Genomic DNA, 23,744 nt, shown 5'->3' with positions numbered 1-23,744 from the left:
CCTCCTCAACGGACCGCCGTTGAATACAGCGTTTCCACCAAGGCGCAGTCTACACCCTTGCACGGCGGGTGCCATCCACCAGACGGGCTATACTCAGGCGGTGGGCAGGCTGATTAGTGCTGCGGAGCGTTGATCCGCGCTTGCCTGAAGGGAGCAAAACAACATGAGCAGAGTCCATCTTGCCGTAGTGTTGTTGCTTGGCATCACCAGCGTGCACGCCACGCCGAACGACGACACCGACCTGGCCCCCTGGGCCATTGAAACCATTACCCCGGTCCACGACCGTGTGATCCGTTGGGTGGACATTACAGCACGCAATCTCGATGGGTTTTTCGGTACGCTGGATAGCCAGGAAGTCGACAACGAATCCTACCTGCGACTGAGCAGTGACTTTGACTGGATGGAGTCGGAGGATTTCGAGATTGACCCGGGTATTCGCTTCAAGCTGGACTTGCCCACTACCCGTGAACGGCTGCGGCTGATCATCGAGAGCGATCCGGAAGAATCACGCGGCACCCTGGAAGAGCAAGGCGCCGAGCCCCTGCGCCCCCAGGACGACAGCCTCAGCAACACGGTCATTGGTCTGGCTGGGCTAGGCAACAACGACCCCACTGTGGGCTGGAAGACCCAAGCTGGCGCTGGCGTAAAGGTACGCTGGCCACTCAACCCGTACGCACGTGCCAGCGCCGAGCGTTTGTGGCAACTGGGCGACGGCCCCTGGCAGCTGTCGAGCTATAACCGCGCATCCTGGTTTGAAGACGACGGCTACTCCGCACGCACTCAGTGGGATCTCGGCCGGCCGCTGGACAGCAGCCGCCACCTGCGCTTTATCAGCCAGCTGCAATGGCAGGAGGAATACGACACGCTGGAGTTCTCACAAGGGGCACAAATCAACGAGGTGTTGGGACCGCGCAGTGCCATTCGTTACGCGGGGGTATTAGTCGGAGATAGCGCATCCACCCCCCGCGTCAACGATTACTACCTGCTTGCAGACTACCGCCGAGACCTTCATCGACAAATGCTGTTCGTCGACATCGTCCCGGAACTGCACTTCCCGCGCGAGGCTGACTTCCAGCCGCGCTGGGCAATCAGCCTACGGATTGAAATGCTGTTTCGCGCGAACCTGCTGAAACGATGATAACAGCCCCTACTTGGCTTCATCGCGCAGGTTACGACACACCTCGCCGGCGTCCAGCTCATTGAGTTCTTCGCTTTCCAGCGGCCCCTCCCAATGGTCATGGGGCGGATCGAGCTCGGGCAGCGGCAAATGCGGCATATTGTTCTCACCAGGATGCTTCTGATCAAACGACATAATGCTCTCCTCTATAAGGGTTTCTAAGGTCTAACGAAACAGCAATAGACCTTGTCCTTTAGTCAAGCAGACTTGGAGACGGGTTCAAATCGACTGGACGAGCGGAGCCTCAACGAAATTTGCATAAAATTTACAATCGAGAACCTTTCTCAAATAAGGCTTTACCTTTAGGCTAGCGCCTCATCTTTGCAAACACGCGGCGTTATGAAACTACCTTTCCGTCTGGGCACCTTGCGCCAGTGGCATTGGATCAGCTCGGCTATCTGCCTGGCTGCCTTGCTGCTGTTCTCGGTCACCGGCATCACCCTGAATCACGCGCATCAGATTGAGTCGCGGGCCGAGGTCACCGAGATCGAGACCAGCCTGCCGGCTCCCCTGCGCACCTGGCTACAGCAAAACCCACCAGAAGACGCCACGCTGCCACCCGAGCTGGCCGACTGGCTGGAGCAGACCCTGCCGGTCTCGCTCGCCGGACGCACGCCCGAGTGGGATGACGGTGAGCTGTACATGGGCTTTCCCCGACCGGGCGGCGACGCCTGGCTGAGCCTGGACCTGGACAGCGGCGAACTGCTGTTTGAGGACAGCGATCGCGGCTGGATAGCTTATCTGAACGACCTCCACAAAGGTCGCCACACCTCTGGCGCCTGGAGCTGGTTTATCGATTTGACTGCTGTCGCCTGCCTGGTATTTGCCCTCACCGGGCTGTTACTGCTGCTGCGTCAGGCCAGCCACCGCCCGTTCACTTGGCCCCTGACCACCCTGGGGCTGCTTATCCCACTTTTGATTCTGCTACTGAGCATGCATTGAGAAAGGAGACCACAATGAAACCGCATCTGGCCTTTGCCCTGGCCGCCCTGCTGGGCAGCAGCGCCCTGCAAGCCGCCGACGCGCAACTCACCGTGCAGATCCCGCGCCTGGATGTTGCCGAGTATCACCGCCCCTACGTCGCCATTTGGCTGGAAAACGACGCCGGGCATGTCTCCGACCTGACCGTCTGGTACGACACCGAGATGCGCGACGACGAAGGCGAAAAGTGGCTCAAAGACTTGCGCCAGTGGTGGCGCCGCAGTGGTCGCGGCCTGGACCTGCCAGTCGACGGCATCAGCGCGGCCACCCGCCCACCGGGAACCCATGAGCTGGCGCTGCAAGATCTGCCAGCCTTCAAGGAACTGGCCCCCGGCGACTATGAGCTGGTCGTTGAAGCGGCCCGTGAAGTGGGCGGCCGTGAACTGCTGAAGGTGCCCTTCAGCTGGCCCGTCAGCCAAGGCGCCGACCTGCAAGCCCAAGGTAGTCGCGAACTGGGTCAGATCCGTCTGCAACTCACTCCCTGAACAATAAGGACAACATCATGAAACTGCTCAAACAACTCTCTGTACTGGCCGTAGCCGCCGCCCTGCCGCTGACTGCCGATGCCCACCGCGCCTGGATGCTGCCCTCTTCCACTGTGCTGTCTGGCGACGCGCCCTGGGTTACCGTCGATGCCGCTGCCGGCAACGGCATTTTTTACTTCGACCACTTTCCGATGATGCTGGAGGGTGTTGGTACACCGCCAGCCAACAGCAACCGCCAGCCCGCCCCGCTCACCATCACCGCACCCGATGGCAGCGAGGTTGCACCGCAGAACGGCCATCTGGGCCGCCTGCGCAGCAGCTTTGACCTGCAGCTGGAACAGAAAGGCACCTACAAGATCGCTATTGCCAACATCGGCCGAGTCATGGGCATGTACGAGCTCAACGGTGAGCGTGAACGTGTGATGGGCAGCCTGGATGACATCGTCAAGCAGATTCCGGCGGACGCCGAGAAGGTCAATATCATTCGCAGCGACTCACGCATGGAGCTGTTTGTGACCTCCGGCAACCCGACCGAGGACGTGCTCAAGCCCAGCGGCCAGGGCCTCGAACTCCAGCCGGTCACCCATCCCAATGATCTGTACGCCGACGAAGCCGCCGAGTTTGTCTTTCTGCTCGACGGCCAACCGGCGCCAGGCCTGGAAATCACCCTGATCCCGGCCGGCGCGCGCTACCGCGATAGCGAGCAGGCACGCGAGCTGACCACCAACGCCGACGGCAAGGTAAGCATTGAATGGGGTCAAGCTGGCCTGTTCTGGCTGGAAGCCGAGTACAAGCAGACCGAAGGTCTGGAGGCGCCGGTCAGTCAGCGCCGCGCCAGCTACAGCGCTACCCTTGAAGTGCTCGCGCCCTGATGGGCGATACCGCCTGGGCAGTGGCGGCCAGCCTGCTCTGGCTGGCCGCCAGCTGCTACTGGCTGCGCCCGCTGTGGCGCCGCGATCAGCCTACCGGCGAGTACCAGATCCTGGTGGTCTGGGCCAGCCAGACTGGTCAAGCGCAGCGCCTTGCCAACCAGGCGCTGCACGCACTGCAAGCCGCTGGCCACGCGGCCGCCGGCTTGCCGCTGGGGCAAGTGACCCCGGCCCAACTTCTTGCTTGCCGCCAGCTCTGGCTGGTGGCAAGCACCTACGGTGACGGCCAGGCGCCAGACAGCGCGCAGACTTTTGAACACCGCCTGATGCCGCAGGCCCCTGTCCTGCCGGAGCTGAGTTTCGCCCTGCTCGGCCTGGGCGATAGCCAATACCCGCACTTTTGCGCCTTCGCCAAGCGACTAGAGAGCTGGCTGCGCGACCGCGGCGCACAACCCTTGCAAGACAGCATTTACCTCGACAATCAGGACCCGGACGGCCTGGTGCGCTGGCGCGCCAGCCTGGCCCAGCACACCGGCCTGCATGCGCTGCCGGAAGCCGACGAGCAGCCCTGGCAGCCCGCCACCCTGCTCAGCCGCAGCGCCCTCAATCCCGGCAGCCCCGGTTTGACCGCCTACCACCTGAGCCTGCAAGCCGATGCTTTGGGTCCGTGGCAAGCCGGCGATCTGTTGGAGCTGCAGCACGCCGACCAGCGCCGACTGTACTCCATCGCCAACCTGGGCGCTGGCAAACAGGTGGAGCTGCTTGTACGTCATGTGATGAAAGAAGACGGCAGCCAGGGTCTGATGTCAGGCTGGCTGTGCCAGCAGGCAGCGCCCGGCGAGCAGATTGAGGCGCGCGTGCATCACAACCCGTCATTCGCGCTGCCAGATAGTCCCGCGCCTAGCATTCTGATTGGCAGTGGCACCGGCCTGGCCGGTTTGCGTGCCCTGCTGCAAGAACAGCTGCAACGCGGGCAACCCAGCTGGCTGCTGTTTGGTGAGCGCAGTCCGGAACATGACCGCTGGCTGGCCAGCGAGCTGGATCAACTGACGCCACAGCAGGTGCTGCTGCAACGCTGCTTCTCGCGCGACAACAGTAGTGCCGACACGCCACGCTATGTGCAGGAGCTGCTGCGCGAACAGCCCGAACGGCTGCAAGAGTGGGTAAGCCGTGGCGCCAGCATCCGCGTCTGCGGCAGCATGGCCACGGGGCAAGCCGTGGACAGCATCCTGCAGGGTCTGCTGGGCGCGGCCACCATCAAGCAGATGGCGGCCGACGGCCGTTACCGCCGCGATATTTACTAGAGCCAGCTCCAGGAAAATCCGGCGTACACGCCAAAGCCTTCGCCGGGTGTCAAACGCGCCACTTCCACCCCATTGTCGTTGTAACCGGGCGTCACCGTGGCCGCGTAGTGCTCATCGGTCAGGTTGCGTAGTTCCAGCCAGGTCTGCCAGTCCTGCTTGGGTGCGTCGTAGCCCACGATGGCACCAAAGATAGTGTACGAATCCGCATCCCATGAGTTGGCGTAGTCCACCGGCACCTTGGACGCATACTGGGTATTCAACCCAACGTAGACGCCTGCCGGGTGCTGATAACGCACCTCACCCTGATAGTAATGCCGTGGCAAACCAGGCAGCGCGTTGCTACCAAAGGTGTCGTCATCACGGTAATGGAAGTCGCTGAAGGTGTAAGCCTGACGCAACGCCAGTGCACCCAGCTCATCGCCCTGCCACAGGGTGCTGGTGAGACCGGCTTCGATGCCTTGGTGCACGGTAGCACTGGCATTGGACTCGGCGGCTGGGACACCTTGCTGAATTTCAACCATCAACAACTCGTGATTAACCCGCGAGTAGTACCAGGCGAGGTCCCATAACCCCAGAAACGACTCACCACGCCCCCCCAGCTCGAAGGTGGTTGCAGTCTGGTTATCTAGCTTGATTGGCGTGCTCTGGCGTCTGCTCCAGGGCTGGGTGCTCGCATCGAACCTAATCGGCGACCCCCAAATCATTGACCACGGATGCGGCGGCTCTACTGAACGCGACAGGTTGCCGTAAACCTCGGCACCAGACTCCAGCTGATAACGCAGGCCTAGCCGCGGCGCATAATCCCAGGTGCCTTCATTGAGTTTTTCATCCGTCTCGGGCCAAGTCACCTCGACCTCGCGCTCGGTGTAAATCAGCGCAAGTCCGCTGCTCAGCCACAGTTTGGGCGCCAGCTCCAGTTCGTTGCTGACGTGCAATACATTGTCAGAGCCTTGATGGGTGTATTCGCGCATCAGCGTTCCAACGGGATAAGAAACAGACTGCTGATTGCTTTGCAGCGTCAGCGTCTCATAAGCACTCTCTTTTGCATCACTGCTGGGCAGATTGGTGGTGGTGCGCCAGCCAACGGTGGTATTCGAGTTGATCCCGAACAGCTCGTGCTCACGCTTGTAGTTCAGGGTGGCGCTGATGTCGCTGTAGTCCACCCGAATGCGGTACGGGCTTTCCATCAGGTCCATCGGGTAGTGGTGGTAAACCAGCCCCATCTCCAGCGTGCTGACGTCATCCAGACGCAGGGTGGTCTTATTTGCCAGCCAGGTGCTGCCCGGCTGCTCGCGCCTGGCGTCACGGGCAATGTTGTCGGCGTTAGCCTGAGTTGGGTCATCATCGATTTGCGACTGGGTCAGGCGACCCGGCGACTGGTGCTCGGTTTCCCGGTAGCGAACGTAAAACCGGGTTTCCAGATCAGGCGTCAGCTGCAGACCGACATTGGCAACTACACCCTTACCACTACCGGCGGAATGGTCCTGCTGGCCATCGTAGTGCAGGTCGGTAATGCCAACGTAGTAGTCCAGATCACCAATCACCTGACCGGAAGCGATGTGACGCTTGAGATAACCGTCACTGCCCACCTCCATCCGCACCTGCAGGCGCGGCGCATCAAAACCGGTGCGGGTGATGTAATCAACGGCACCACCCAGCGCCAGCGCACCGCGCTCAAAGCCGTTAGCACCGCGTAGTACCTCAGCGCGGCTGAGCCACAGCGGCTCCAGCAGCTCATAGGGCGTACCGCCCGACCCGGTCAGGGGCAGTCCGTCGAGCAAAATGTGATTACCGGAGGCATGGGCACCGGGGCCACGGTTGATACCGGAGCCGCGAATGCTGATCTTCACGCCCTCGTTGCCCGGTGACTGGGCGTAGACGCCCGGCTGATAGGCCAACACATCGGCCACGCCAGACACTCGCCCCTGCTCAACCTGCTGCATGTCGACCACGTTGGTGCCACCCGGCACCTCATTGAGAGCCTCGCGGGCTTTGGCGACCTCGTCGTATTTCTGCCCGGAAACCGTAATCGCATCCAGCTGGGCAACGTCATCGGTCTGGGCAAATGCAGGTGATGCCATCAGACAGGCAAGAAACAACGGCGCCAGACGTTCCGGCGGGGAGATCAGGTTGGACATGCAGCAACTCCGGCAACAGACAGGAAAAATGCGAACGGCGCATTTTACTGGTTTCCCCGGCGTGAACAACCGAGCGCAAACGCCGCCCAGCGGCTGCTCGACAAGGATTAGGGGCAGCCAACATCGACGCAAAATTAGGTGGGGCAAAAATGCGAGACAAATAAAAAGGGGCTAGACCGTATCGATCTAACCCCTTGATTTTATTGGTCGGGACGGAGTGATTCGAACACTCGACCCCTTGCACCCCATGCAAGTGCGCTACCAGGCTGCGCTACGCCCCGACGATGCTTCGGTTTGTCTGCCGAAGCGGGTCGCATAATACATTAACTATCTGAAATGAGAAAGTTTTTTTTGGATATCAGCGAACGCGAAGTACGTTGAGCACTTCTTCCAGCTCGGCAATAGTCTGGCGGATCAGTTGCTTGTACTGGGTGAGGTCTTCGCGGGCCTCTTCACCGGACAGGCGCTGACGCGCGCCACCAATGGTGAAGCCCTGATCGTACAACAATGCCCGGATCTGGCGGATCATGAGGACATCCTGGCGCTGGTAGTAGCGTCGATTACCACGACGCTTGACCGGCGACAGCTGCGGAAACTCCTGCTCCCAATAACGCAGAACATGGGGTTTCACTGCACACAGCTCGCTTACTTCACCAATGGTGAAATAGCGTTTGCCGGGGATAGCCGGCAATTCGTCGTTATGGCTGGGTTCCAGCATAGGCTTCTACTCGTGCCTTCAGTTTTTGTCCTGGGCGAAAGGTCACTACCCGGCGGGCAGTAATGGGTATTTCTTCGCCGGTCTTGGGATTACGGCCGGGGCGCTGACGCTTGTCGCGCAGATCAAAGTTGCCGAAACCCGACAGCTTCACCTGCTCATTGGTCTCGAGTGCATTGCGAATTTCTTCGAAAAACAACTCGACCAACTCTTTGGCTTCGCGTTTGTTGAACCCTAACTCTTCGTACAGCCGCTCAGCCATTTCCGCTTTTGTCAGAGCCCCCATTTGACCTATTTCCTTAGTGTGGCGTTGAACCCTTGCTCCAAGGACTGCAGCACTCTGTCCATGACAGCATTCACCTCGTCATCAGTAAGAGTGCGCGACGAATCCTGCAACGTCAAGCCGATTGCCATGCTTTTTCTATGCGGATCAATACCTTTGCCCTCATAAACGTCAAACAACCCGAGGTTTTTGAGATAGGCTCCGGCTTCTGCACGGATACAGGACAGCAAATCTTCGGCCAGCACGGTACGGTCCACCACCAGCGCTATGTCCCGTCTGACTTCAGGGTAGCGGGACAATTCCTCAAAGCGCGGCAATTGACCCTGGCAAATTTTCGCCAATGCCAACTCGAACACAAAAACGGGACCGTTGAGGTCAAGATCAGCTACCAGCTGCGGGTGCAGAGCGCCCATCAGACCTACCTGCTCGTCGCCGTTGAGGATGCGCGCGGACTGGCCCGGATGCAGCGCCGGGTGTTCAACCGGTTCAAACCGGAAGGAAACACCGGCAGCGCTTTGCGCCAGAATCGCCTCTACATCGGCTTTCACATCGAAGAAGTCGATCTTCTCTGCGCCGTTGGCCCAACCTTCCGGCTGACGGCTACCGGTAACGATGCCGGACAGCATGACTTCCTGCTGCAGGCCTTCGGCAGCGGGAATAAAGCGCTGACCGCTCTCGAACAGGCGCACGCGGCCCTGCTGACGGTTCTGGTTGTACTGCACAGCCTTGCTCAGGCCGGGCCACAGCGAGGGACGCATGACGGCCATGTCGCTGGAGATCGGGTTGGCCAGGGCCAGCGGCTCGATCTGCGGCTCAAACTGCTTGCTCAAACCAGGCTCGATGAAGCTGTAGGTGATCGCTTCATGGTAACCACGGGCAACCAGCAGACGGCGTAGCGCCGGCAGCTCGCCGCGGGTTTCGGGCTTGCCGGCCAGGGTCAGTGCCGCTGTCGGCGCGCTGACCGGCAGGCGGTTGTAGCCATACAGACGGGCCAGCTCTTCGATCAGGTCGACCTCAATGCTGATGTCGAAGCGGTGGCTGGGAACATCCACCTGCCACTGACCCTCTGCCTGGGCGCTGACACCCAGGCCGAGCCCCTTGAGGTAGCCGACCACGTCGGCTTCGCTCATCTGCATACCCAGCATCTGGGTAATGCGCTCATTGCGCAGGGTAATCTGCTTGAGCGTGGGCAACGCGCCCTGCTCTGCCGCCTCGACAATCGGACCAGGCTCGCCGCCGACGACATCCAGAATCAGCGCGGTGGCACGCTCCATGGCTTCGCGCTGCAGCTGCCAATCTACGCCGCGCTCGAAGCGGTGCGAGGAATCGGTGTGCAGGCTGTAACCACGCGCCTTACCGGCGATGGCGATGGTGTCGAAGAAGGCGCTTTCCAGGAACAGATCACGGGTATTCTCGCTCACACCGCTGTGCTCGCCACCCATGATGCCGGCCATGGCCAGCGGGCGTTCGTGATCGGCGATGACCAGGGTGTCGGCGCGCAGGCTGATTTCCTGGCCGTCCAGCAGCACCAGCTTCTCGCCCTCTTCTGCCAGGCGTACACGAATGCCGCCCTTGATTTCAGCGAGGTCAAAGGCGTGCATCGGTTGACCCAGTTCGAGCATCACGTAGTTGGTGATGTCGACAACCGCGTCAATGCTGCGGATATCGCTGCGACGCAGGCGCTCAACGATCCACAGGGGCGTGGCGCGCGACAGATCAACATTACGAATCACCCGGCCCAGATAACGCGGGCAAGCCTCGGGGGCAACCAGCTCTACCGGTCGCACGTCGTCGTGTACGGCAGCAACCGGCGCAACCTCGACACGGGTAACGGCAGCGCCGTAGTTGGCGCCCACTTCACGGGCCAAGCCAGCAATAGAGAGGCAGTCACCGCGGTTCGGGGTCAGGTCGACCTCAATGATGGCGTCGTCCAGGCCCAGATACTCGCGCACGCTCTGCCCGACCGGGGCATCCTGCGGCAGCTCGTACAGGCCGTCGTGGTCTTCGGAGATCTGCAGCTCGGCCGCAGAGCACAGCATGCCGAAGGATTCGACACCGCGCAGCTTGGCCTTCTTGATCTTGAAGTCTTCGCCCAGTACCGCGCCTACCATGGCGAACGGGATCTTGATACCGGCACGGGCATTGGGTGCGCCGCACACCACCTGGAACTCTTCGCTGCCGTTGCTGACGCGGCATACGCGCAGCTTGTCGGCGTCCGGGTGTTGCTCTGCACTGAGAATCTCACCCACCACGACACCGGAAAACTCGCCGGCTGCCGGGGTAACGCTGTCTACTTCGAGTCCGGTCATGGACAGGCGCGCCACCAGCTCATCGCGGGAGACGTCGGGGTTCACCCAGGTGCGCAGCCACTGTTCACTGAATTTCATTATCGATTCCTGCTGTCAAAAGGGTTGCGGGTGCGGCGCTCAACGGAACTGCTCAAGGAAACGCAGATCGTTGTCGAAGAAAATACGCAGATCGCCCACGCCATAACGCAGCATGGTCAGACGCTCTACGCCCATCCCGAAAGCAAACCCCTGATATTTTTCCGGGTCGATACCGGACATACGCAGTACTTCCGGGTGCACCATGCCGCAACCCAGTACTTCCAGCCAGTCGGCCTTCTCTTCGCCGTTCTTGACCACACGGCGACGGATATCCACCTCGGCGGACGGCTCGGTAAAGGGGAAGAACGAGGGACGGAAGCGCACTTCCAGATCAGCCTCGAAGAACTCGCGCAGAAACTGCTCGATGGTGCCTTTCAGATCAGCAAAGCTCACACCCTCGTCGATCAACAGGCCTTCAACCTGATGGAACATCGGTGAGTGGGTCTGATCCGAGTCGCAGCGATACACGCGGCCCGGGCAAATGATGCGGATCGGCGGTTGCTGGCTCTCCATGGTACGCACCTGCACCGGCGAGGTGTGGGTACGCAGCAGGGTATTGGCGTTGAAATAGAAGGTATCGTGCATGGCACGCGCCGGGTGGTGGCCCGGAATATTTAGCGCCTCGAAGTTGTGGTAATCGTCCTCGACTTCGGGGCCTTCCGCGACGGTGTAACCGACGTGGGCAAAAATCTGTTCGATGCGTTCCATGGTACGCGTAACCGGGTGCAAACCACCGGTTGTCTGACCACGGCCAGGCAGCGTGACATCAACACGCTCGGCAGCCAGGCGGGCATTCATCGCCGCGCTTTCCATCTCGGACTTGCGTCCGTTGAGCACGCTCTGTACCTGCTCTTTGGCCTGGTTGACCAGGGCGCCAACCTTGGGACGCTCCTCAGCCGGGATGTTGCCCAGGGTCTTCATCACCTGAGTCAGCTCGCCCTTCTTGCCGAGGTACTGCACGCGGATCTGTTCCAGCGTGGCCACATCTGCGGCCTGTTCAATTGCCTCAAGTGCTTGTGCGACCAGGGCGTCAAGGTTTTCCATCAACACGTACTCCAGAAACAAAAATAGGGGAAGAGCTTGGAGGCTCTTCCCCTATCATTGACGTTGCCAGCCACGCCCTAGGGCGTGGTGATTGTCGTAACGAGGGCTTAAGCCAGGCTAGCCTTTGCTTTTTCGACAATCGCGGTAAACGCCGCTTTTTCGTTCACGGCCAGATCAGCCAGAACCTTGCGATCGATCTCGACGGACGCCTTTTTCAGGCCGGCGATCAGGCGGCTGTAGGACAGACCGTTCTGACGAGCACCTGCGTTGATACGGGCAATCCACAGCGCGCGGAACTGACGCTTGCGCTGCTTACGGTCACGATATGCATACTGACCAGCTTTGATAACCGCTTGCTTGGCAACGCGGAACACGCGCGAGCGAGCACCGTAGTAACCTTTAGCCAGCTTGAGAACTTTCTTGTGACGCTTACGCGCCATGACACCACGTTTTACACGAGCCATTGCTTTCTTCCTCTAACCTGTAACCTGATGATTAACGCAGACGCAGCATGCGCTCGACTTTTTGGACGTCAGCAGCATTCAGCTGCGAAGTGCCGCGAAGTTGACGCTTACGCTTGGTGCTCATCTTGGTCAGGATGTGGCTTTTGAAAGCATGCTTGTGCTTGATGCCGTTCCCGGTTTTCTTGAAGCGCTTGGCAGCGCCACTTTTGGTCTTCATTTTTGCCATGTTCAATTACTCCAAAGTGAAGTGCATCAAATAATCGCAAGGCCTGGCGTTGCCCTGGAGATTACTTTTTCTTTTTGGGGGCGATGACCATCATCAGCTGACGACCTTCCATCTTCGGGTGCTGTTCCACAGTGCCGTATTCAATCAGGTCGGCTTCGACCCGCTTCAACAGCTCCATGCCCAGCTCCTGATGCGCCATTTCGCGGCCACGGAATCGCAGGGATACCTTGGCCTTGTCCCCGTCAGAGAGGAAACGAATCAGGTTGCGAAGCTTGACCTGATAGTCTCCCTCTTCCGTCCCTGGACGAAACTTGATTTCTTTAATCTGAATCTGCTTCTGATTCTTGCGCGCTGCGGCTTGCTGCTTCTTCTTTTCGAAGATGTGCTTGCCGTAGTCCATGATGCGGCACACGGGCGGTGTCGCATCGGGGGAGATTTCAACCAGATCCAGCTTGGCCTCTTCAGCGGCGGCTAGCGCCTCCTGAATGGATACGACGCCGACTTGCTCTCCGTCGGGGCCAATGAGGCGCACTTCGCGCGCCGTGATGTTTTCGTTAATCGGCGGGCGTTGCGCAGCTTTTCTGTCTTGTCTCATCTCGCGTTTAATCTTTATTGCTCCGAATTCAGGCGGCCCCGTTGTGCGATGGCGCTGTCGAGGAATGCAGTGAACTCGGTGATGGACATCGAACCCAGATCTTTACCCTCTCGCGTACGCACGGCCACGGTTTGCGATTCCACTTCGCGGTCTCCCACAACTAGCAGGTAGGGAGTCTTGTGCAAAGTATGCTCGCGGATTTTAAAGCCGATCTTTTCGTTTCTCAAGTCCGCAACGGCTCGATAGCCGGATTCATTGAGAGTTTTCTCTACTTCGGCACAGAACGCAGCCTGATTATCGGTGATATTCAGCACCGCAGCCTGGGTCGGTGCAAGCCAGGCCGGAAAGTCACCCGCGTAGTGCTCGATCAGGATACCGATAAAGCGCTCAAAGGAGCCGAGGATCGCGCGGTGCAGCATAACCGGCGTTTTGCGCGCGCCATCTTCAGCCACATACTGCGCACCCAGACGTCCCGGCAGCATGAAGTCCAGCTGCAGCGTGCCGCACTGCCAGACCCGGCCAATACAGTCGCGCAGGGAGAATTCGATCTTCGGACCGTAGAACGCGCCCTCACCCGGCTGCAGATCCCACTCCAGGCCGGCTTCGTTCAGCGCGTCTTCCAGACCTTTTTCGGCCTGATCCCACAGCGCATCGTCACCTACCCGGCTTTCCGGGCGGGTAGACAGCTTCAGCTCAACATCGTCAAAGCCGAAATCACGGTAAACCTTGAGGGTCAGGGCGATAAAGTCCGCCGCTTCCTTCTTGACCTGCTCATCGGTACAGAAGATGTGGGCGTCATCCTGGGTAAAGCCACGCACGCGCATCAGGCCGTGCAGCGAGCCAGACGGCTCGTTACGGTGGCAGGAGCCGAACTCGGCCAAGCGCAGCGGCAGCTCGCGGTAGCTTTTCAGGCCCTGGTTGAACACCTGAATGTGGCACGGGCAGTTCATCGGCTTGACCGCGTAATCACGGCTTTCCGACTCGGTAGTGAACATGTTGGCAGCGTAGTGCTCCCAGTGACCGGAGCGTTCCCACAGCACACGATCCACGACCTGCGGGGTCTTGATCTCTTTGTAGCCAGCGTCGATCTGCACCTTGCGCATGTACTGCTCAAGCACCTGATAGATGGACCAGCCATTGGGGTGCCAGAACACCATGCCGGGCGCTTCTTCCTGGGTGTGGAACAGATCAAGACGCTTACCGATCTTGCGGTGATCGCGCTTCTCGGCCTCTTCCATACGCTGGATGTAGGCAGCCAGTTGCTTCTTGTCTGCCCAGGCAGTGCCGTAGATACGCTGCAGCTGCTCGTTCTTGGCATCGCCGCGCCAGTAGGCACCGGAAATCCGAGTCAGCTTGAATGCTTTCAAAAAGCGGGTGTTCGGCACGTGCGGGCCACGGCACATGTCGACGTATTCTTCGTGGTAGTACAGGCCCATCTCCTTCTCGTCGGGCATATCCTCGACCAGGCGCAGCTTGTACTCCTCACCACGGGACTCGAACACCTTGATGACCTCGTCACGCGGGGTCACTTTCTTGATCACGTCGTAATCGGTGGCGATCAGCTCAGCCATGCGCTTTTCGATGGCAGCCATGTCGTCAGGCGTGAAGGGGCGCTCGTAGGAGATGTCGTAATAAAAGCCGTCATCAATCACCGGGCCGATAACCATCTTGGCGGTGGGATACAGCTGCTTGACGGCATGACCGATCAGGTGAGCACAGGAGTGGCGGATAATCTCAACACCTTCTTCGTCTTTGGCGGTGATGATCTGCAGGCTTGCGTCCTGCTCAATCAGGTCACAGGCATCAACCAGGCGACCATCTACCTTGCCGGCGATCGTAGCCTTGGCCAGACCGGCACCAATCGACTGGGCGACTTCAGAAACGGTAACGGGATTATCAAAATTGCGCTGACTGCCGTCAGGGAGGGTAATAACGGGCATGTGCCACTCCTTCTCAGTGGTGACCCCTACGCAAGGCCACATGATGGAAACGCCGCACGGATGCCCCGCTGCAGTTCATACCGATGTCACGATTACCGGCAGCCCTCATCAGGCTACTGCAACAGCACTCCGCACAGCACAGAAACAAAAAACCCGGCCACAGGGACCGGGTTTTAAATTTGGTAGGCACGATTGGATTCGAACCAACGACCCCCACCATGTCAAGGTGGTGCTCTAACCAACTGAGCTACGTGCCTGCGATGGAGGCGAACTTTACGCACCTCCCCTGACCCTGTCAACCACTAAGTTACTGAAAACCTGAAAAAACCTTGGCTGTCAGACAAGGTGCTCAACAAACAACCAGACGCTGTTTAATCTTTACCCAAATCGCTCAAATAAAGACCAGAAAGCCGCCTCAGGCCTGCATCAACTGATCGCGCAACGTCTGAATCTGATCACGCGCCTGGGCAGCGGATTCGAATTCCAGATCGCGCGCATGCTGCAGCATCTTCTCTTCCAGCTCGCCGATGCGCTTGGTAATTTCCGCCGGCGTGCGCGGCGCTGCATAACCCGCAGCGTCTTCGGCGGCCTTTTGCTGACGCCTGCGACCGCTGCGACTACCCGGCACCACCGCCCCTTCCAGAATATCCGCCACGCTCTTGGTGACGCCGCGCGGTGTAATGCCGTGTTCTTTATTGAAAGTGATCTGCTTCTCGCGACGCCGCTCGGTTTCACCGATGGCGCGCTCCATGGAGCCGGTAATGCGATCCGCATACAGAATGGCCTTGCCGTTCAGGTTACGCGCGGCGCGGCCAATGGTCTGGATCAGCGAGCGCTCCGAACGCAGGAAGCCTTCTTTATCTGCATCCAGAATCGCGACCAGCGATACCTCGGGCATATCCAGACCCTCGCGCAAGAGGTTGATACCCACCAGTACATCAAAGGCACCGGTGCGCAGGTCACGGATGATCTCGACGCGCTCCACGGTGTCGATATCAGAGTGCAGATAGCGCACCCGCACGCCGTGGTCGCCCAGATAATCGGTCAAATCCTCGGCCATGCGCTTGGTCAGCGTGGTGACCAGCACGCGCTCTTCCTTATCCACCCGCAGGCGAATCTCCGAGAGCAGGTCATCCACTTGGGTGGTGGCCGGGCGCACTTCAATCTCCGGATCTACCAGACCGGTCGGGCGCACCACCTGCTCGACCACACGGCCGGCGTGAGCTTCTTCATACGGGCCGGGGGTGGCGGACACAAAGATGGTTTGCGGCGAAATGGCCTCCCACTCATCAAAGCGCATGGGCCGGTTATCCAGCGCCGAGGGCAGACGAAACCCGTACTCGACTAGCGTCTCCTTGCGCGAGCGGTCGCCCTTGTACATGGCACCGACCTGAGGCACAGACACGTGGGACTCGTCGATAATCAACAGCGCATTGTCCGGCAGATAATCAAACAGGGTCGGCGGCGGCGCGCCCGGCTCGCGCCCCGACAGATAGCGTGAGTAGTTCTCGATGCCGTTGCAGTAACCCAGCTCCAGAATCATCTCCAGATCAAAGCGCGTGCGCTGCTCCAGACGCTGAAACTCGACCAGCTTGTTCTGCTCTTTGAGCACTGCCAGGCGCTCACCCAGCTCCACTTTTATATGTTCCACGGCTTCAAGCAAAGTCTCACGTGGCGTCACATAATGGCTTTTAGGATAAATAGTTACACGCGGAACCTTACGTAAAACCTCACCTGTTAACGGATCGAAGAAGCTGATCGTCTCGACCTCATCATCAAACAATTCGATACGAATGGCTTCCAGGTCAGATTCCGCCGGAAAGACATCAATCACATCACCACGCACCCGATAGGTAGCGCGCGCCAACTCCATATCATTGCGGGTGTACTGCAGCTCCGCCAAGCGACGCAGCAGGGTGCGCTGATCAACCCGATCACCCCGATCCACGTGCAGCACCATGTGCAGGTAAGACTCCGGATCACCCAGACCATAGATAGCCGATACCGTAGCGACGATGATCGCATCCGGTCGCTCCAGCAGCGCCTTGGTCGCCGACAGACGCATCTGCTCAATGTGGTCGTTGATGGAGGCGTCCTTCTCGATATAGGTGTCGGAGGACGGCACATAGGCCTCGGGCTGGTAATAGTCGTAATAGGAAACAAAGTACTCGACGGCGTTGTTCGGAAAGAACTCCTTGAACTCACCATACAGCTGCGCCGCCAGCGTCTTGTTGGGCGCCATGATAATGGCCGGGCGCTGCATTTTCTGAATGACATTGGCGATGGTGAAGGTCTTGCCCGAGCCGGTCACCCCCAGCAAGGTCTGGTGCGACAGGCCCGCCTCCACTCCCTCGGTCAGCTGGGCAATGGCCGTGGGCTGATCACCAGCCGGCTCGAAGCGGGTTTGCAGGTTGAACTGACTCATCACTACCGGACCTCACAGGGCAACAACAAACGAACATGATAACGCAGCTGGTCACGTCAGGCGCTGCCGCCATTTCGTTCAGACCTGCGGATTCAGGATACGGAACATGGGAACCCGATTGGAGTTATGCGTTCAGTTCTCTATAATAAACGGCCGCTAAGACGTCATTGATCGACCCGGTTGGCGGAGTACCGCACCTCCCGCCTGCCCGCCCGCTCGATGCCCAGCACCGGCATAGCCCGACACCCTACATTCACTTGAATATCGAGTTTGCCCATATCATGAGTTTGTTTTCCCCGGTAGAACTGGCCCCGCGTGACCCCATCCTTGGCTTGAACGAAGCGTTCAACGCCGATACCCGTGCGAACAAAGTCAATCTGGGTGTTGGCGTGTACTGCAATGAAGCCGGCAAGGTGCCGCTGCTGCGCGCGGTGCAGGCTGCCGAAGAGGCCCGCGTAGCCGAGCACGCTGCCCGCGCCTACCTGCCGATTGACGGCCTGGCGCCCTACGATCTGGCGGTGCAAAAACTGTTGTTCGGCGCCGATTCCGCCCTGCTGGACTCCGGCCGCCTGATCACCGCCCAGGCCCTGGGTGGCACCGGCGCACTGAAACTCGGCGCTGACTTTCTCTACCGTCTGACCGACAAGCGCACCGTGGCGATCAGCAACCCCAGCTGGGAAAACCACCGCGCGCTGTTCGAAGCCGCTGGCTACGATGTGGTCAACTACACCTACTTTGACCCGGCCACCAACGGCCTGAACCTGGACGGCATGCTGGCCGATCTGGACGCCCTGCCCGAAGGCAGCGTGGTCATCCTGCACGCCTGCTGCCACAACCCGACCGGTGTCGATCTGAGCCTGGCCGACTGGGCCAAGGTCATCGACGTGGTTGGCCGCCGCCAGCTGGTGCCGTTCCTGGATATCGCCTATCAGGGCTTTGGTGAAAACCTGGAAGACGACGCCGTTGCCGTGCGCCTGTTTGCCGAGTCCGGCCTGCCCTTCCTGGTGGCCAGTTCCTTCTCCAAGTCCTTCTCGCTATACGGCGAGCGCGTTGGCGCCCTGACCATGGTCACTGCCAGCAAGGAAGAAACCGCACCGGTGCTGTCGCAGCTCAAGCGCGTTATCCGCACCAACTACTCCAATCCGCCGACCCACGGCGCCAAGGTAGTCGCCGCGGTACTGACCAACCCTGAGCTGTACGCCCAGTGGGAAGATGAACTGGCTGAAATGCGCGACCGCATTCGCGACATGCGCGCCGCGCTGGTCGAAAAACTGCGGGCCGCCGGTGTAGAGCAAGACGTCAGCTTTATCCAGCGCCAACGCGGCATGTTCTCCTTCTCCGGCCTGAGTAAAGATCAGGTAGCTCGTCTGGCAGACGAGTTCGGCATTTACGCTGTCGGCAGCGGCCGTATCTGCGTAGCCGCACTGAACACCAGCAACATTGATGCTGTGGCAACCGCCATGGCGGCAGTGATGAAAGGCTAAGCTTCAAGGCCCGGTTGCAAAACCGGGCCTCAAGACGTTGACTTTGATCGTTTTTTTGGTAAAGTGCGCAGCGTCCGATCCGCGATAGCTCAGTCGGTAGAGCAAATGACTGTTAATCATTGGGTCCCTGGTTCGAGTCCAGGTCGCGGAGCCAAATTGAAAAACCCGGCATCAGCCGGGTTTTTTATTGCCTGCGATTTACCTTACGCCAGCGCAGCCAGTGCTTCGTCCGCTTCGGCACGGCCTTTAGCCGCTTCCTCCGGCCCCATCGACTGCCCCTCTACGTTGACGAACTCAACATCGGTGATACCGATAAAACCCAGCAACTGACGAACGTGAGGCGCCTGAAAGTCCAGCGGCGAACCGGTGTAACGACCGCCGCGAGCAGTCACTACGTAAACTTTGCGATCCGGCGTCAAACCAATCGGGCCAGCCTCGGTGTACTTGAAGGTACGGCCCGCGCGCAGTACGTGGTCAAACCAAGCCTTGAGGGTAGAGGTCATGCCGAAGTTGTACATCGAAGAGGCAATCACCACGATATCAGCGGCTAGCAGCTCATCAATCAATTGATCAGAGCGTGCAGAGGCCGCTTTCTCTGCATCGGTCTGCTCTTCAGCCGGCTTCATCCAGGCGCCCAGCAGGGTCGCGTCCAGGTGCGGCACAGCCTCTGCGCCCAGATCACGAGCAACCACCCAGGAGCCCGGGTATTTGGCCTGCAGCTGGGCTACCAGGTTGTTGGCGTATTCACGGCTCAGAGAGCCTTCCTGGCGTGCACTGGACTGGACGACAAGAATCTTTTTCATGGTGTTGCTCCATCAATGTTGGCGAGATGGAGCCATAATAGAACCAATAAAAAGATAAAAAAGCGCAAAAATACGCTAAAAAATATCGATAAAACTGATAGATTTAGCTGGCGTGGCAGTTCAGCGTGACACGCACACGGGTGATGGCGCGCAGGAATGACTGACTGATCGTCGTGCTCTCACCGGCAGCCAGCTTGACCCGTCGCGGCGTAGGCCGCTCCGGGCCGTTGACGAAGGTCGCCTCGCACAGCGCAGCGGTATTGCCGGTGTTACGCAGCAGCACCGTGGCGATATTGCTCATGTCGGTGGTTTCAGCCTCAACGGTGACGCCGTCGAATTGGCTTTGCAGGTCAATCGGAAAGGCTTGAGCAGCGGCAGGCATCAGGCAGGACAACAGCAAGGTGGCAGCGGCAAATGTACGCATGGTTCGCTCCTGGGGCAGATCGGGTTGCGGCACTACGCTGGCGCCACGTGGGACAGTCACTTGTCCCACGCTCACAATACGGCAGAGGATGGCAGGATGAAAGCACCCCGTGTAACCCTTGAGCAATGGCGCACGCTGCAAGCCGTGGTCGACCACGGCGGCTTTGCCCAGGCAGCCGAGGCGCTGCACCGCTCACAGTCGTCGATCAGTTACACGGTTGCCCGCATGCAGGAACAACTGGGCATCCCGCTGCTGGAAATAGAAGGCCGCAAGGCGGTACTGACCGAATCCGGCGCCGCGCTGCTGCGCCGCTCCCGGCATCTGGTCGCCCAGGCCAGCCAACTGGAGATGCTCGCCAGCGAGATGGACCAGGGCTGGGAAGCAGAAGTACGCCTGGTAGTAGACGCCGCCTACCCTACCGACCGCCTGGCCAGCGCGCTGCACGCCTTCATGCCTCAAAGCCGCGGCTGTCGTGTACAGCTGCGCGAAGAAGTCCTCTCCGGCGTAGAAGAGCGACTGCACGACGGCAGCGCCGACCTGGCCATCTCGGGCCTGAGCATCGCCGGCTATCTGCCGCAGCAGCTCAACGCCGTGCAGTTTGTCGCTGTTGCCCACCCGAATCATCCGCTGCATCAGCTGCAGCGCACCCTCACCCACGACGACCTGGCAACGCATCTACAGGTGGTCATCCGTGATTCCGGCGAGCGGCAGCCACGCGATACCGGCTGGCTTGGCGCCGAGCAGCGCTGGACCGTCGCCAGCCTCGGCACAGCCGCGCGTCTGGTATCCCGAGGCCTGGGCTTCGCCTGGCTGCCCGAGCATGAAATATCTCGATACCTTGAAAACGAGCAGCTTAAACCTCTGCCACTGGAGCAAGGCGCCCAGCGCTCGGCGTACCTGTTTCTCTACGCCAACAAGGAGCGACCGGTCGGCCCGGCCACGCGCATTCTGGCCGACCTGATCATTGAACATTCGATGACAGACCACTGAAGGGCTTCAATTCCCCGCAATTTCACGCCTAGAATGGCCCTTTCGGCCATTCGGACGCTGCCCATGCCGCAGATCACGCTGAACGACTGTCAGTTTCACTACACCGACCAGGGCTCCGGCCCGCCCCTGCTGCTGTTGCACGGCCTGGGGTCCAGCGAGCAGGACTGGGAGTATCAGCTCCCCGCGCTGACCCCGCACTACCGGGTGCTCTGCCTGGACATGCGCGGCCACGGCGGTACCGACAAAACCGGCAAGGGCTACTCGATTGACCTCTTCGCCCGCGATTGCCTGGCCTTTATCCAGGCGATGGATCTGCACAAACCCCATATCGTCGGCCTGTCGATGGGCGGCATGATCGCCTTTCAGCTAGCCACCGACGCACCTGACGTACCCGCCAGCCTGACCATCGTCAACAGCGCCCCCGAGGTCATTCCGCGCAAGCCGCTGGAGTACTGGATGGCCGGCAAGCGCCTGTTCTTTGCTCACGTCTTGCCCATGTCGGCAATCGCCAAGGGGCTGGCTCGGCTGCTGTTTCCCAAGCCCGAGCAGGAACACCACCGCCAGACCTTTATCGACCGCTGGTGTGCCAATGATCGCAAGAGCTACCTGGCCTCACTGCGCGCCATTGTCGGCTGGGGTGTGAGCAACCGGCTGGAGCGTATCAACTGCCCGGTGCTGGTGGTCAGCGCCGACCGTGACTACACCCCGGTCGAGCACAAGCGTGAGTACGTCAGCCACCTGGGCGATGCCCGGCTGGAAGTCATCGCCGATTCGCGGCATGCTACGCCGGTCGACCAGCCAGACACTTTTAACCAGTTACTGCTGGATTTTCTCGCCGAGGTCGACAGCGGCCCGGCCGCCGCAATAACAGATCCCGCCCAAGCGGGACTTACAAGCCCCTGACCACGGAGTCATCCATGCTGAAACACCTGATTGGCGCAGCCGCCCTAACCCTGCTCAGTACCGCCGCCCTGGCCGACAATCCACGCGTGCAACTGAGCACCAGCCTGGGCGACATCGTCGTCGAGCTGAACGAAGAGCAGGCCCCCATCAGCACCGAGAACTTTCTGCGCTATGTCGAAGCCGGCCACTACAACGGCGTGATCTTCCATCGCGTGATTCCGGGCTTCATGATTCAAACCGGCGGCTTTGACAGCAACATGCGTCAGCTGGACACCGGCCGCCCCATCAAGAACGAAGCCGACAACGGCCTGAAGAACCGCCGCTACACCCTGGCCATGGCCCGCACCCAGATTGTCGACAGCGCCACCAGCCAGTTCTTCATCAACCTCGGCGATAACGACTTCCTCGACCACGGCGGCCGCGACTTTGGCTACGCGGTATTCGGTGAAGTAGTCAGCGGCCAGAACGTCGTCGAAACCATCGGCAAAGTACAAACCACCAGCCGCGCCGGCCACCAGAACGTACCGGTCAACCCGGTCAGCATCATCAGCGCCACTCGCCTGGAAGAGAGTGCTGAATAAAGGTTATGGGGCTGGCCAGCTAGGCCTTACACCAAAGTTGCTTACCGCGTGCTCAACTGTTGGAGTGTGCACAAAAAGTAGTCCCGTTTACGCGGGCGAGTAGCGCAGGGCTGGCGGGAAAAAGAGTCATAGGATGTCTGAGGCTCGAAGAGCCGAGTTTTATGTCTCCCCGTCAGCCCGAGCAACGCAGCGAACCCGAAGGGCCGCGTAGTCGGGTGCCCGGGGGATCGCTAAGGGGGCTGGGCAAGCAGCCCCCTTAGCTCGCCGTGAAGGCGAAAGACAGACTCGCGAGCAGCTCCACGAAGAAAATCTTATCGCGCGACAGGTACGCCCCGCTTTTACAGTTACCAAACCACCTGCCGCCAACATCTCTGTCCGCCATTTCAAACCACTCGCTACTGATCTGCCCTCCGAAACGGCAGGTAGCTGAGCGCATCCTCCCGATACGCCTCCACTCCAGCGCGCTCGCGCAGCAGAAAGTCCCCCACCGCCTCATGCAGCCCCGGTTGCAGCTTGTGCCAAGACTGCGTCAACACCGGTTCAAACCCGCGCACCAGCTTGTGCTCGCCCTGGGCGCCGGCATCAAAACGCTTTAACCCTTCAGCGATACAGCGCTCCATGCCTTGATAGAAGCAGGTTTCAAAGTGCAGCCGGTCGTACTCCTCCAGGCAGCCCCAATAGCGGCCATAGAGCGTATCGCCGCCGACCAGAAAGAGCGCACCCGCCACCGCTCGCTCACCCTGCATGGCAAACAGCAGGCGCACATTGGCGTTGCAGTAGCTGCTCAACAGAGTAAAGAACGCCGGCGGCAGGTAGGGCTCCTGCCCGCGCTTGTAATAGGTGGCGGCATAAAAGGGGTAGAACTGCGCCCAGGCAGCAGCATCCAGTTGCTCGCCGGTCAGCCAGCGGAAATGAATATCCTGCTCGCGAATGGCCTGCCGCTCCTTGCGAAAATTCTTGCGCTTGCGTGAGTTGCAGGCCGCCAGAAAGTCATCAAAGCTCGTGTACTCGCGGTTATACCAATGAAACTGGCAGCCCAGCCGCTGCAGCCAGCCACGTTGCGCCAGCCAGTCATTCTCTGCGCCGGTATTGAACAGCAGGTGCAAACTGGACACCCGCTGCGCCTGCAGGTCGCCATCCAGACTGTCCAGCAACGCGCCGGCCGCCTCCGCATCGCGGGCCACCAATCGCGGCCCCTGCACCGGCGAGAACGGCGCAGCACTCAGATACTTGGGGTAATAGGCGCGGCCAGCGCGCTCCCAGGCATCGGCCCATTGCCAGTCAAAGACGTACTCGCCCCAGGAATGATCCTTAAGATACAGCGGCAGCAGCGCCTGCAACTGGCCATCGCGCTCAACCACGCGGTGCGCCGGCTGCCAGCCAGAGGCTGCGCACACCGCGCCACTGTCCTCCAGCGCGCGGATAAAACCGTGACTCAAAAACGGGTAGTCTGCCGCCAGCAGGCCATCCCAGCTGGCAGCAGCAACATCATTGATGGATGTGAGGTGTTTGGGCACCATGAATAA

Annotated in this window: 23 protein-coding genes and 3 tRNA genes; 10 read left to right on the top strand and 16 right to left on the bottom strand. The window is 59.9% G+C overall.

Annotated elements, in window-relative coordinates:
- Positions 1 to 163 precede the first annotated feature (163 nt).
- On the top strand, positions 164 to 1,138 hold the full coding sequence (locus BM116_RS06980; protein WP_090475075.1) for a hypothetical protein: 975 nt from the start codon (positions 164 to 166) through the stop codon (positions 1,136 to 1,138).
- A 9-nt stretch (positions 1,139 to 1,147) separates the two neighbouring features.
- Here the strand turns inward: BM116_RS06980 and BM116_RS18820 are convergent, their stop codons facing one another.
- The gene (locus BM116_RS18820; protein ID WP_169847282.1) at positions 1,148 to 1,312 is read right to left on the bottom strand and encodes a hypothetical protein; all 165 of its coding nucleotides are present in this window, start codon (positions 1,310 to 1,312) and stop codon (positions 1,148 to 1,150) included.
- Between the two features lie 204 nt (positions 1,313 to 1,516).
- On the opposite strand from BM116_RS18820, the gene BM116_RS06975 reads away from it, so the two are divergent.
- From BM116_RS06975 to BM116_RS06960, 4 genes are read left to right on the top strand one after another with little or no spacing between them, the layout of a single operon-like run.
- Positions 1,517 to 2,119: a PepSY-associated TM helix domain-containing protein gene (locus BM116_RS06975; RefSeq protein WP_083727846.1), complete on the top strand. Its 603-nt coding sequence runs from the start codon at positions 1,517 to 1,519 to the stop codon at positions 2,117 to 2,119.
- Between the two features lie 14 nt (positions 2,120 to 2,133).
- Complete coding sequence (locus tag BM116_RS06970; RefSeq protein WP_083727847.1) at positions 2,134 to 2,643, top strand: DUF2271 domain-containing protein; 510 nt, start codon at positions 2,134 to 2,136, stop codon at positions 2,641 to 2,643.
- Positions 2,644 to 2,660: 17 nt separating this feature from the next.
- Positions 2,661 to 3,515, top strand: coding sequence for a DUF4198 domain-containing protein (locus BM116_RS06965; protein WP_083727848.1), 855 nt, complete (start codon positions 2,661 to 2,663; stop codon positions 3,513 to 3,515).
- Entirely contained in the window at positions 3,515 to 4,816 is a 1,302-nt protein-coding gene (locus BM116_RS06960; RefSeq protein ID WP_083727849.1) for an NADPH cytochrome P450 oxidoreductase family protein, read from the top strand. Before BM116_RS06965 ends, BM116_RS06960 begins: the two co-directional genes overlap by 1 nt.
- On the opposite strand, the gene BM116_RS06955 is transcribed toward BM116_RS06960, so the two are convergent.
- The 12 genes from BM116_RS06955 to uvrB all read right to left on the bottom strand — a co-directional run bounded on the left by BM116_RS06955 (position 4,813) and on the right by uvrB (position 17,033).
- A complete protein-coding gene (locus BM116_RS06955) occupies positions 4,813 to 6,954 on the bottom strand; it encodes a TonB-dependent receptor family protein (protein WP_083727850.1) in 2,142 nt (713 codons plus the stop codon). The genes BM116_RS06960 and BM116_RS06955 overlap by 4 nt on opposite strands.
- Before the next feature lie 204 nt (positions 6,955 to 7,158).
- Positions 7,159 to 7,235 (bottom strand) — tRNA-Pro (locus BM116_RS06950).
- Positions 7,236 to 7,312: 77 nt separating this feature from the next.
- Complete coding sequence (locus BM116_RS06945) at positions 7,313 to 7,672, bottom strand: MerR family transcriptional regulator (protein ID WP_083727851.1); 360 nt, start codon at positions 7,670 to 7,672, stop codon at positions 7,313 to 7,315.
- The gene (gene ihfA, locus BM116_RS06940; protein ID WP_083727852.1) at positions 7,653 to 7,955 is read right to left on the bottom strand and encodes an integration host factor subunit alpha; all 303 of its coding nucleotides are present in this window, start codon (positions 7,953 to 7,955) and stop codon (positions 7,653 to 7,655) included. The genes BM116_RS06945 and ihfA overlap by 20 nt, the downstream gene beginning before the upstream one ends.
- Before the next feature lie 5 nt (positions 7,956 to 7,960).
- Positions 7,961 to 10,339: a phenylalanine--tRNA ligase subunit beta gene (gene pheT / locus BM116_RS06935; protein WP_083727853.1), complete on the bottom strand. Its 2,379-nt coding sequence runs from the start codon at positions 10,337 to 10,339 to the stop codon at positions 7,961 to 7,963.
- 39 nt (positions 10,340 to 10,378) lie between these two features.
- Positions 10,379 to 11,383 carry a phenylalanine--tRNA ligase subunit alpha gene (gene pheS, locus BM116_RS06930; protein WP_083727854.1) on the bottom strand — a complete coding sequence of 335 codons (1,005 nt, stop codon included), beginning with the start codon at positions 11,381 to 11,383 and terminating at the stop codon, positions 10,379 to 10,381.
- A 107-nt stretch (positions 11,384 to 11,490) separates the two neighbouring features.
- A complete protein-coding gene (gene rplT / locus BM116_RS06925; RefSeq protein ID WP_083727855.1) occupies positions 11,491 to 11,847 on the bottom strand; it encodes a 50S ribosomal protein L20 in 357 nt (118 codons plus the stop codon).
- Positions 11,848 to 11,878: 31 nt separating this feature from the next.
- Entirely contained in the window at positions 11,879 to 12,073 is a 195-nt protein-coding gene (gene rpmI / locus BM116_RS06920) for a 50S ribosomal protein L35 (RefSeq protein ID WP_083727856.1), read from the bottom strand.
- A 61-nt stretch (positions 12,074 to 12,134) separates the two neighbouring features.
- Entirely contained in the window at positions 12,135 to 12,686 is a 552-nt protein-coding gene (gene infC, locus BM116_RS06915) for a translation initiation factor IF-3 (RefSeq protein ID WP_175494032.1), read from the bottom strand.
- Positions 12,683 to 14,608 carry a threonine--tRNA ligase gene (gene thrS, locus BM116_RS06910; RefSeq protein ID WP_083727858.1) on the bottom strand — a complete coding sequence of 642 codons (1,926 nt, stop codon included), beginning with the start codon at positions 14,606 to 14,608 and terminating at the stop codon, positions 12,683 to 12,685. The genes infC and thrS overlap by 4 nt, the downstream gene beginning before the upstream one ends.
- A gap of 180 nt (positions 14,609 to 14,788) precedes the next feature.
- Positions 14,789 to 14,865 (bottom strand) — tRNA-Val (locus BM116_RS06905).
- 158 nt (positions 14,866 to 15,023) lie between these two features.
- On the bottom strand, positions 15,024 to 17,033 hold the full coding sequence (gene uvrB, locus BM116_RS06900; protein ID WP_083727859.1) for an excinuclease ABC subunit UvrB: 2,010 nt from the start codon (positions 17,031 to 17,033) through the stop codon (positions 15,024 to 15,026).
- Between the two features lie 281 nt (positions 17,034 to 17,314).
- On the opposite strand from uvrB, the gene BM116_RS06895 reads away from it, so the two are divergent.
- Together BM116_RS06895 and BM116_RS06890 are read left to right on the top strand one after the other, a co-directional pair.
- Positions 17,315 to 18,517 (top strand): amino acid aminotransferase, encoded by a 1,203-nt coding sequence (locus BM116_RS06895; RefSeq protein WP_083727897.1) that lies wholly within the window; start codon positions 17,315 to 17,317, stop codon positions 18,515 to 18,517.
- 78 nt (positions 18,518 to 18,595) lie between these two features.
- A tRNA-Asn gene (locus BM116_RS06890) sits at positions 18,596 to 18,671 on the top strand.
- 49 nt (positions 18,672 to 18,720) lie between these two features.
- Here BM116_RS06890 and BM116_RS06885 read toward each other — a convergent pair.
- Together BM116_RS06885 and BM116_RS06880 are read right to left on the bottom strand one after the other, a co-directional pair.
- Entirely contained in the window at positions 18,721 to 19,320 is a 600-nt protein-coding gene (locus BM116_RS06885) for an FMN-dependent NADH-azoreductase (RefSeq protein ID WP_083727860.1), read from the bottom strand.
- 103 nt (positions 19,321 to 19,423) lie between these two features.
- Positions 19,424 to 19,744: a hypothetical protein gene (locus BM116_RS06880; RefSeq protein ID WP_083727861.1), complete on the bottom strand. Its 321-nt coding sequence runs from the start codon at positions 19,742 to 19,744 to the stop codon at positions 19,424 to 19,426.
- Positions 19,745 to 19,840: 96 nt separating this feature from the next.
- Here BM116_RS06880 and BM116_RS06875 point away from each other — a divergent pair, with 96 nt between their 5' ends.
- The 3 genes from BM116_RS06875 (at position 19,841) to BM116_RS06865 (ending at position 22,218) form a co-directional block, all read left to right on the top strand.
- Positions 19,841 to 20,734: a LysR family transcriptional regulator gene (locus BM116_RS06875; protein ID WP_083727862.1), complete on the top strand. Its 894-nt coding sequence runs from the start codon at positions 19,841 to 19,843 to the stop codon at positions 20,732 to 20,734.
- 63 nt (positions 20,735 to 20,797) lie between these two features.
- Positions 20,798 to 21,637: an alpha/beta fold hydrolase gene (locus BM116_RS06870; protein WP_083727863.1), complete on the top strand. Its 840-nt coding sequence runs from the start codon at positions 20,798 to 20,800 to the stop codon at positions 21,635 to 21,637.
- 14 nt (positions 21,638 to 21,651) lie between these two features.
- Positions 21,652 to 22,218, top strand: a complete 567-nt coding sequence (locus tag BM116_RS06865) for a peptidylprolyl isomerase (RefSeq protein WP_083727864.1) — start codon at positions 21,652 to 21,654, stop codon at positions 22,216 to 22,218.
- 395 nt (positions 22,219 to 22,613) lie between these two features.
- Here BM116_RS06865 and BM116_RS06860 read toward each other — a convergent pair whose 3' ends face one another.
- The gene (locus BM116_RS06860; protein WP_083727865.1) at positions 22,614 to 23,738 is read right to left on the bottom strand and encodes a GNAT family N-acetyltransferase; all 1,125 of its coding nucleotides are present in this window, start codon (positions 23,736 to 23,738) and stop codon (positions 22,614 to 22,616) included.
- Positions 23,739 to 23,744: the final 6 nt, after the last annotated feature.

The sequence above is a fragment of the Halopseudomonas pachastrellae genome (genome assembly GCF_900114765.1).
In the GTDB taxonomy this organism is placed as follows: Bacteria; Pseudomonadota; Gammaproteobacteria; order Pseudomonadales; family Pseudomonadaceae; genus Halopseudomonas; species Halopseudomonas pachastrellae.
This window is presented reverse-complemented; position numbering and strand designations above follow the sequence as displayed.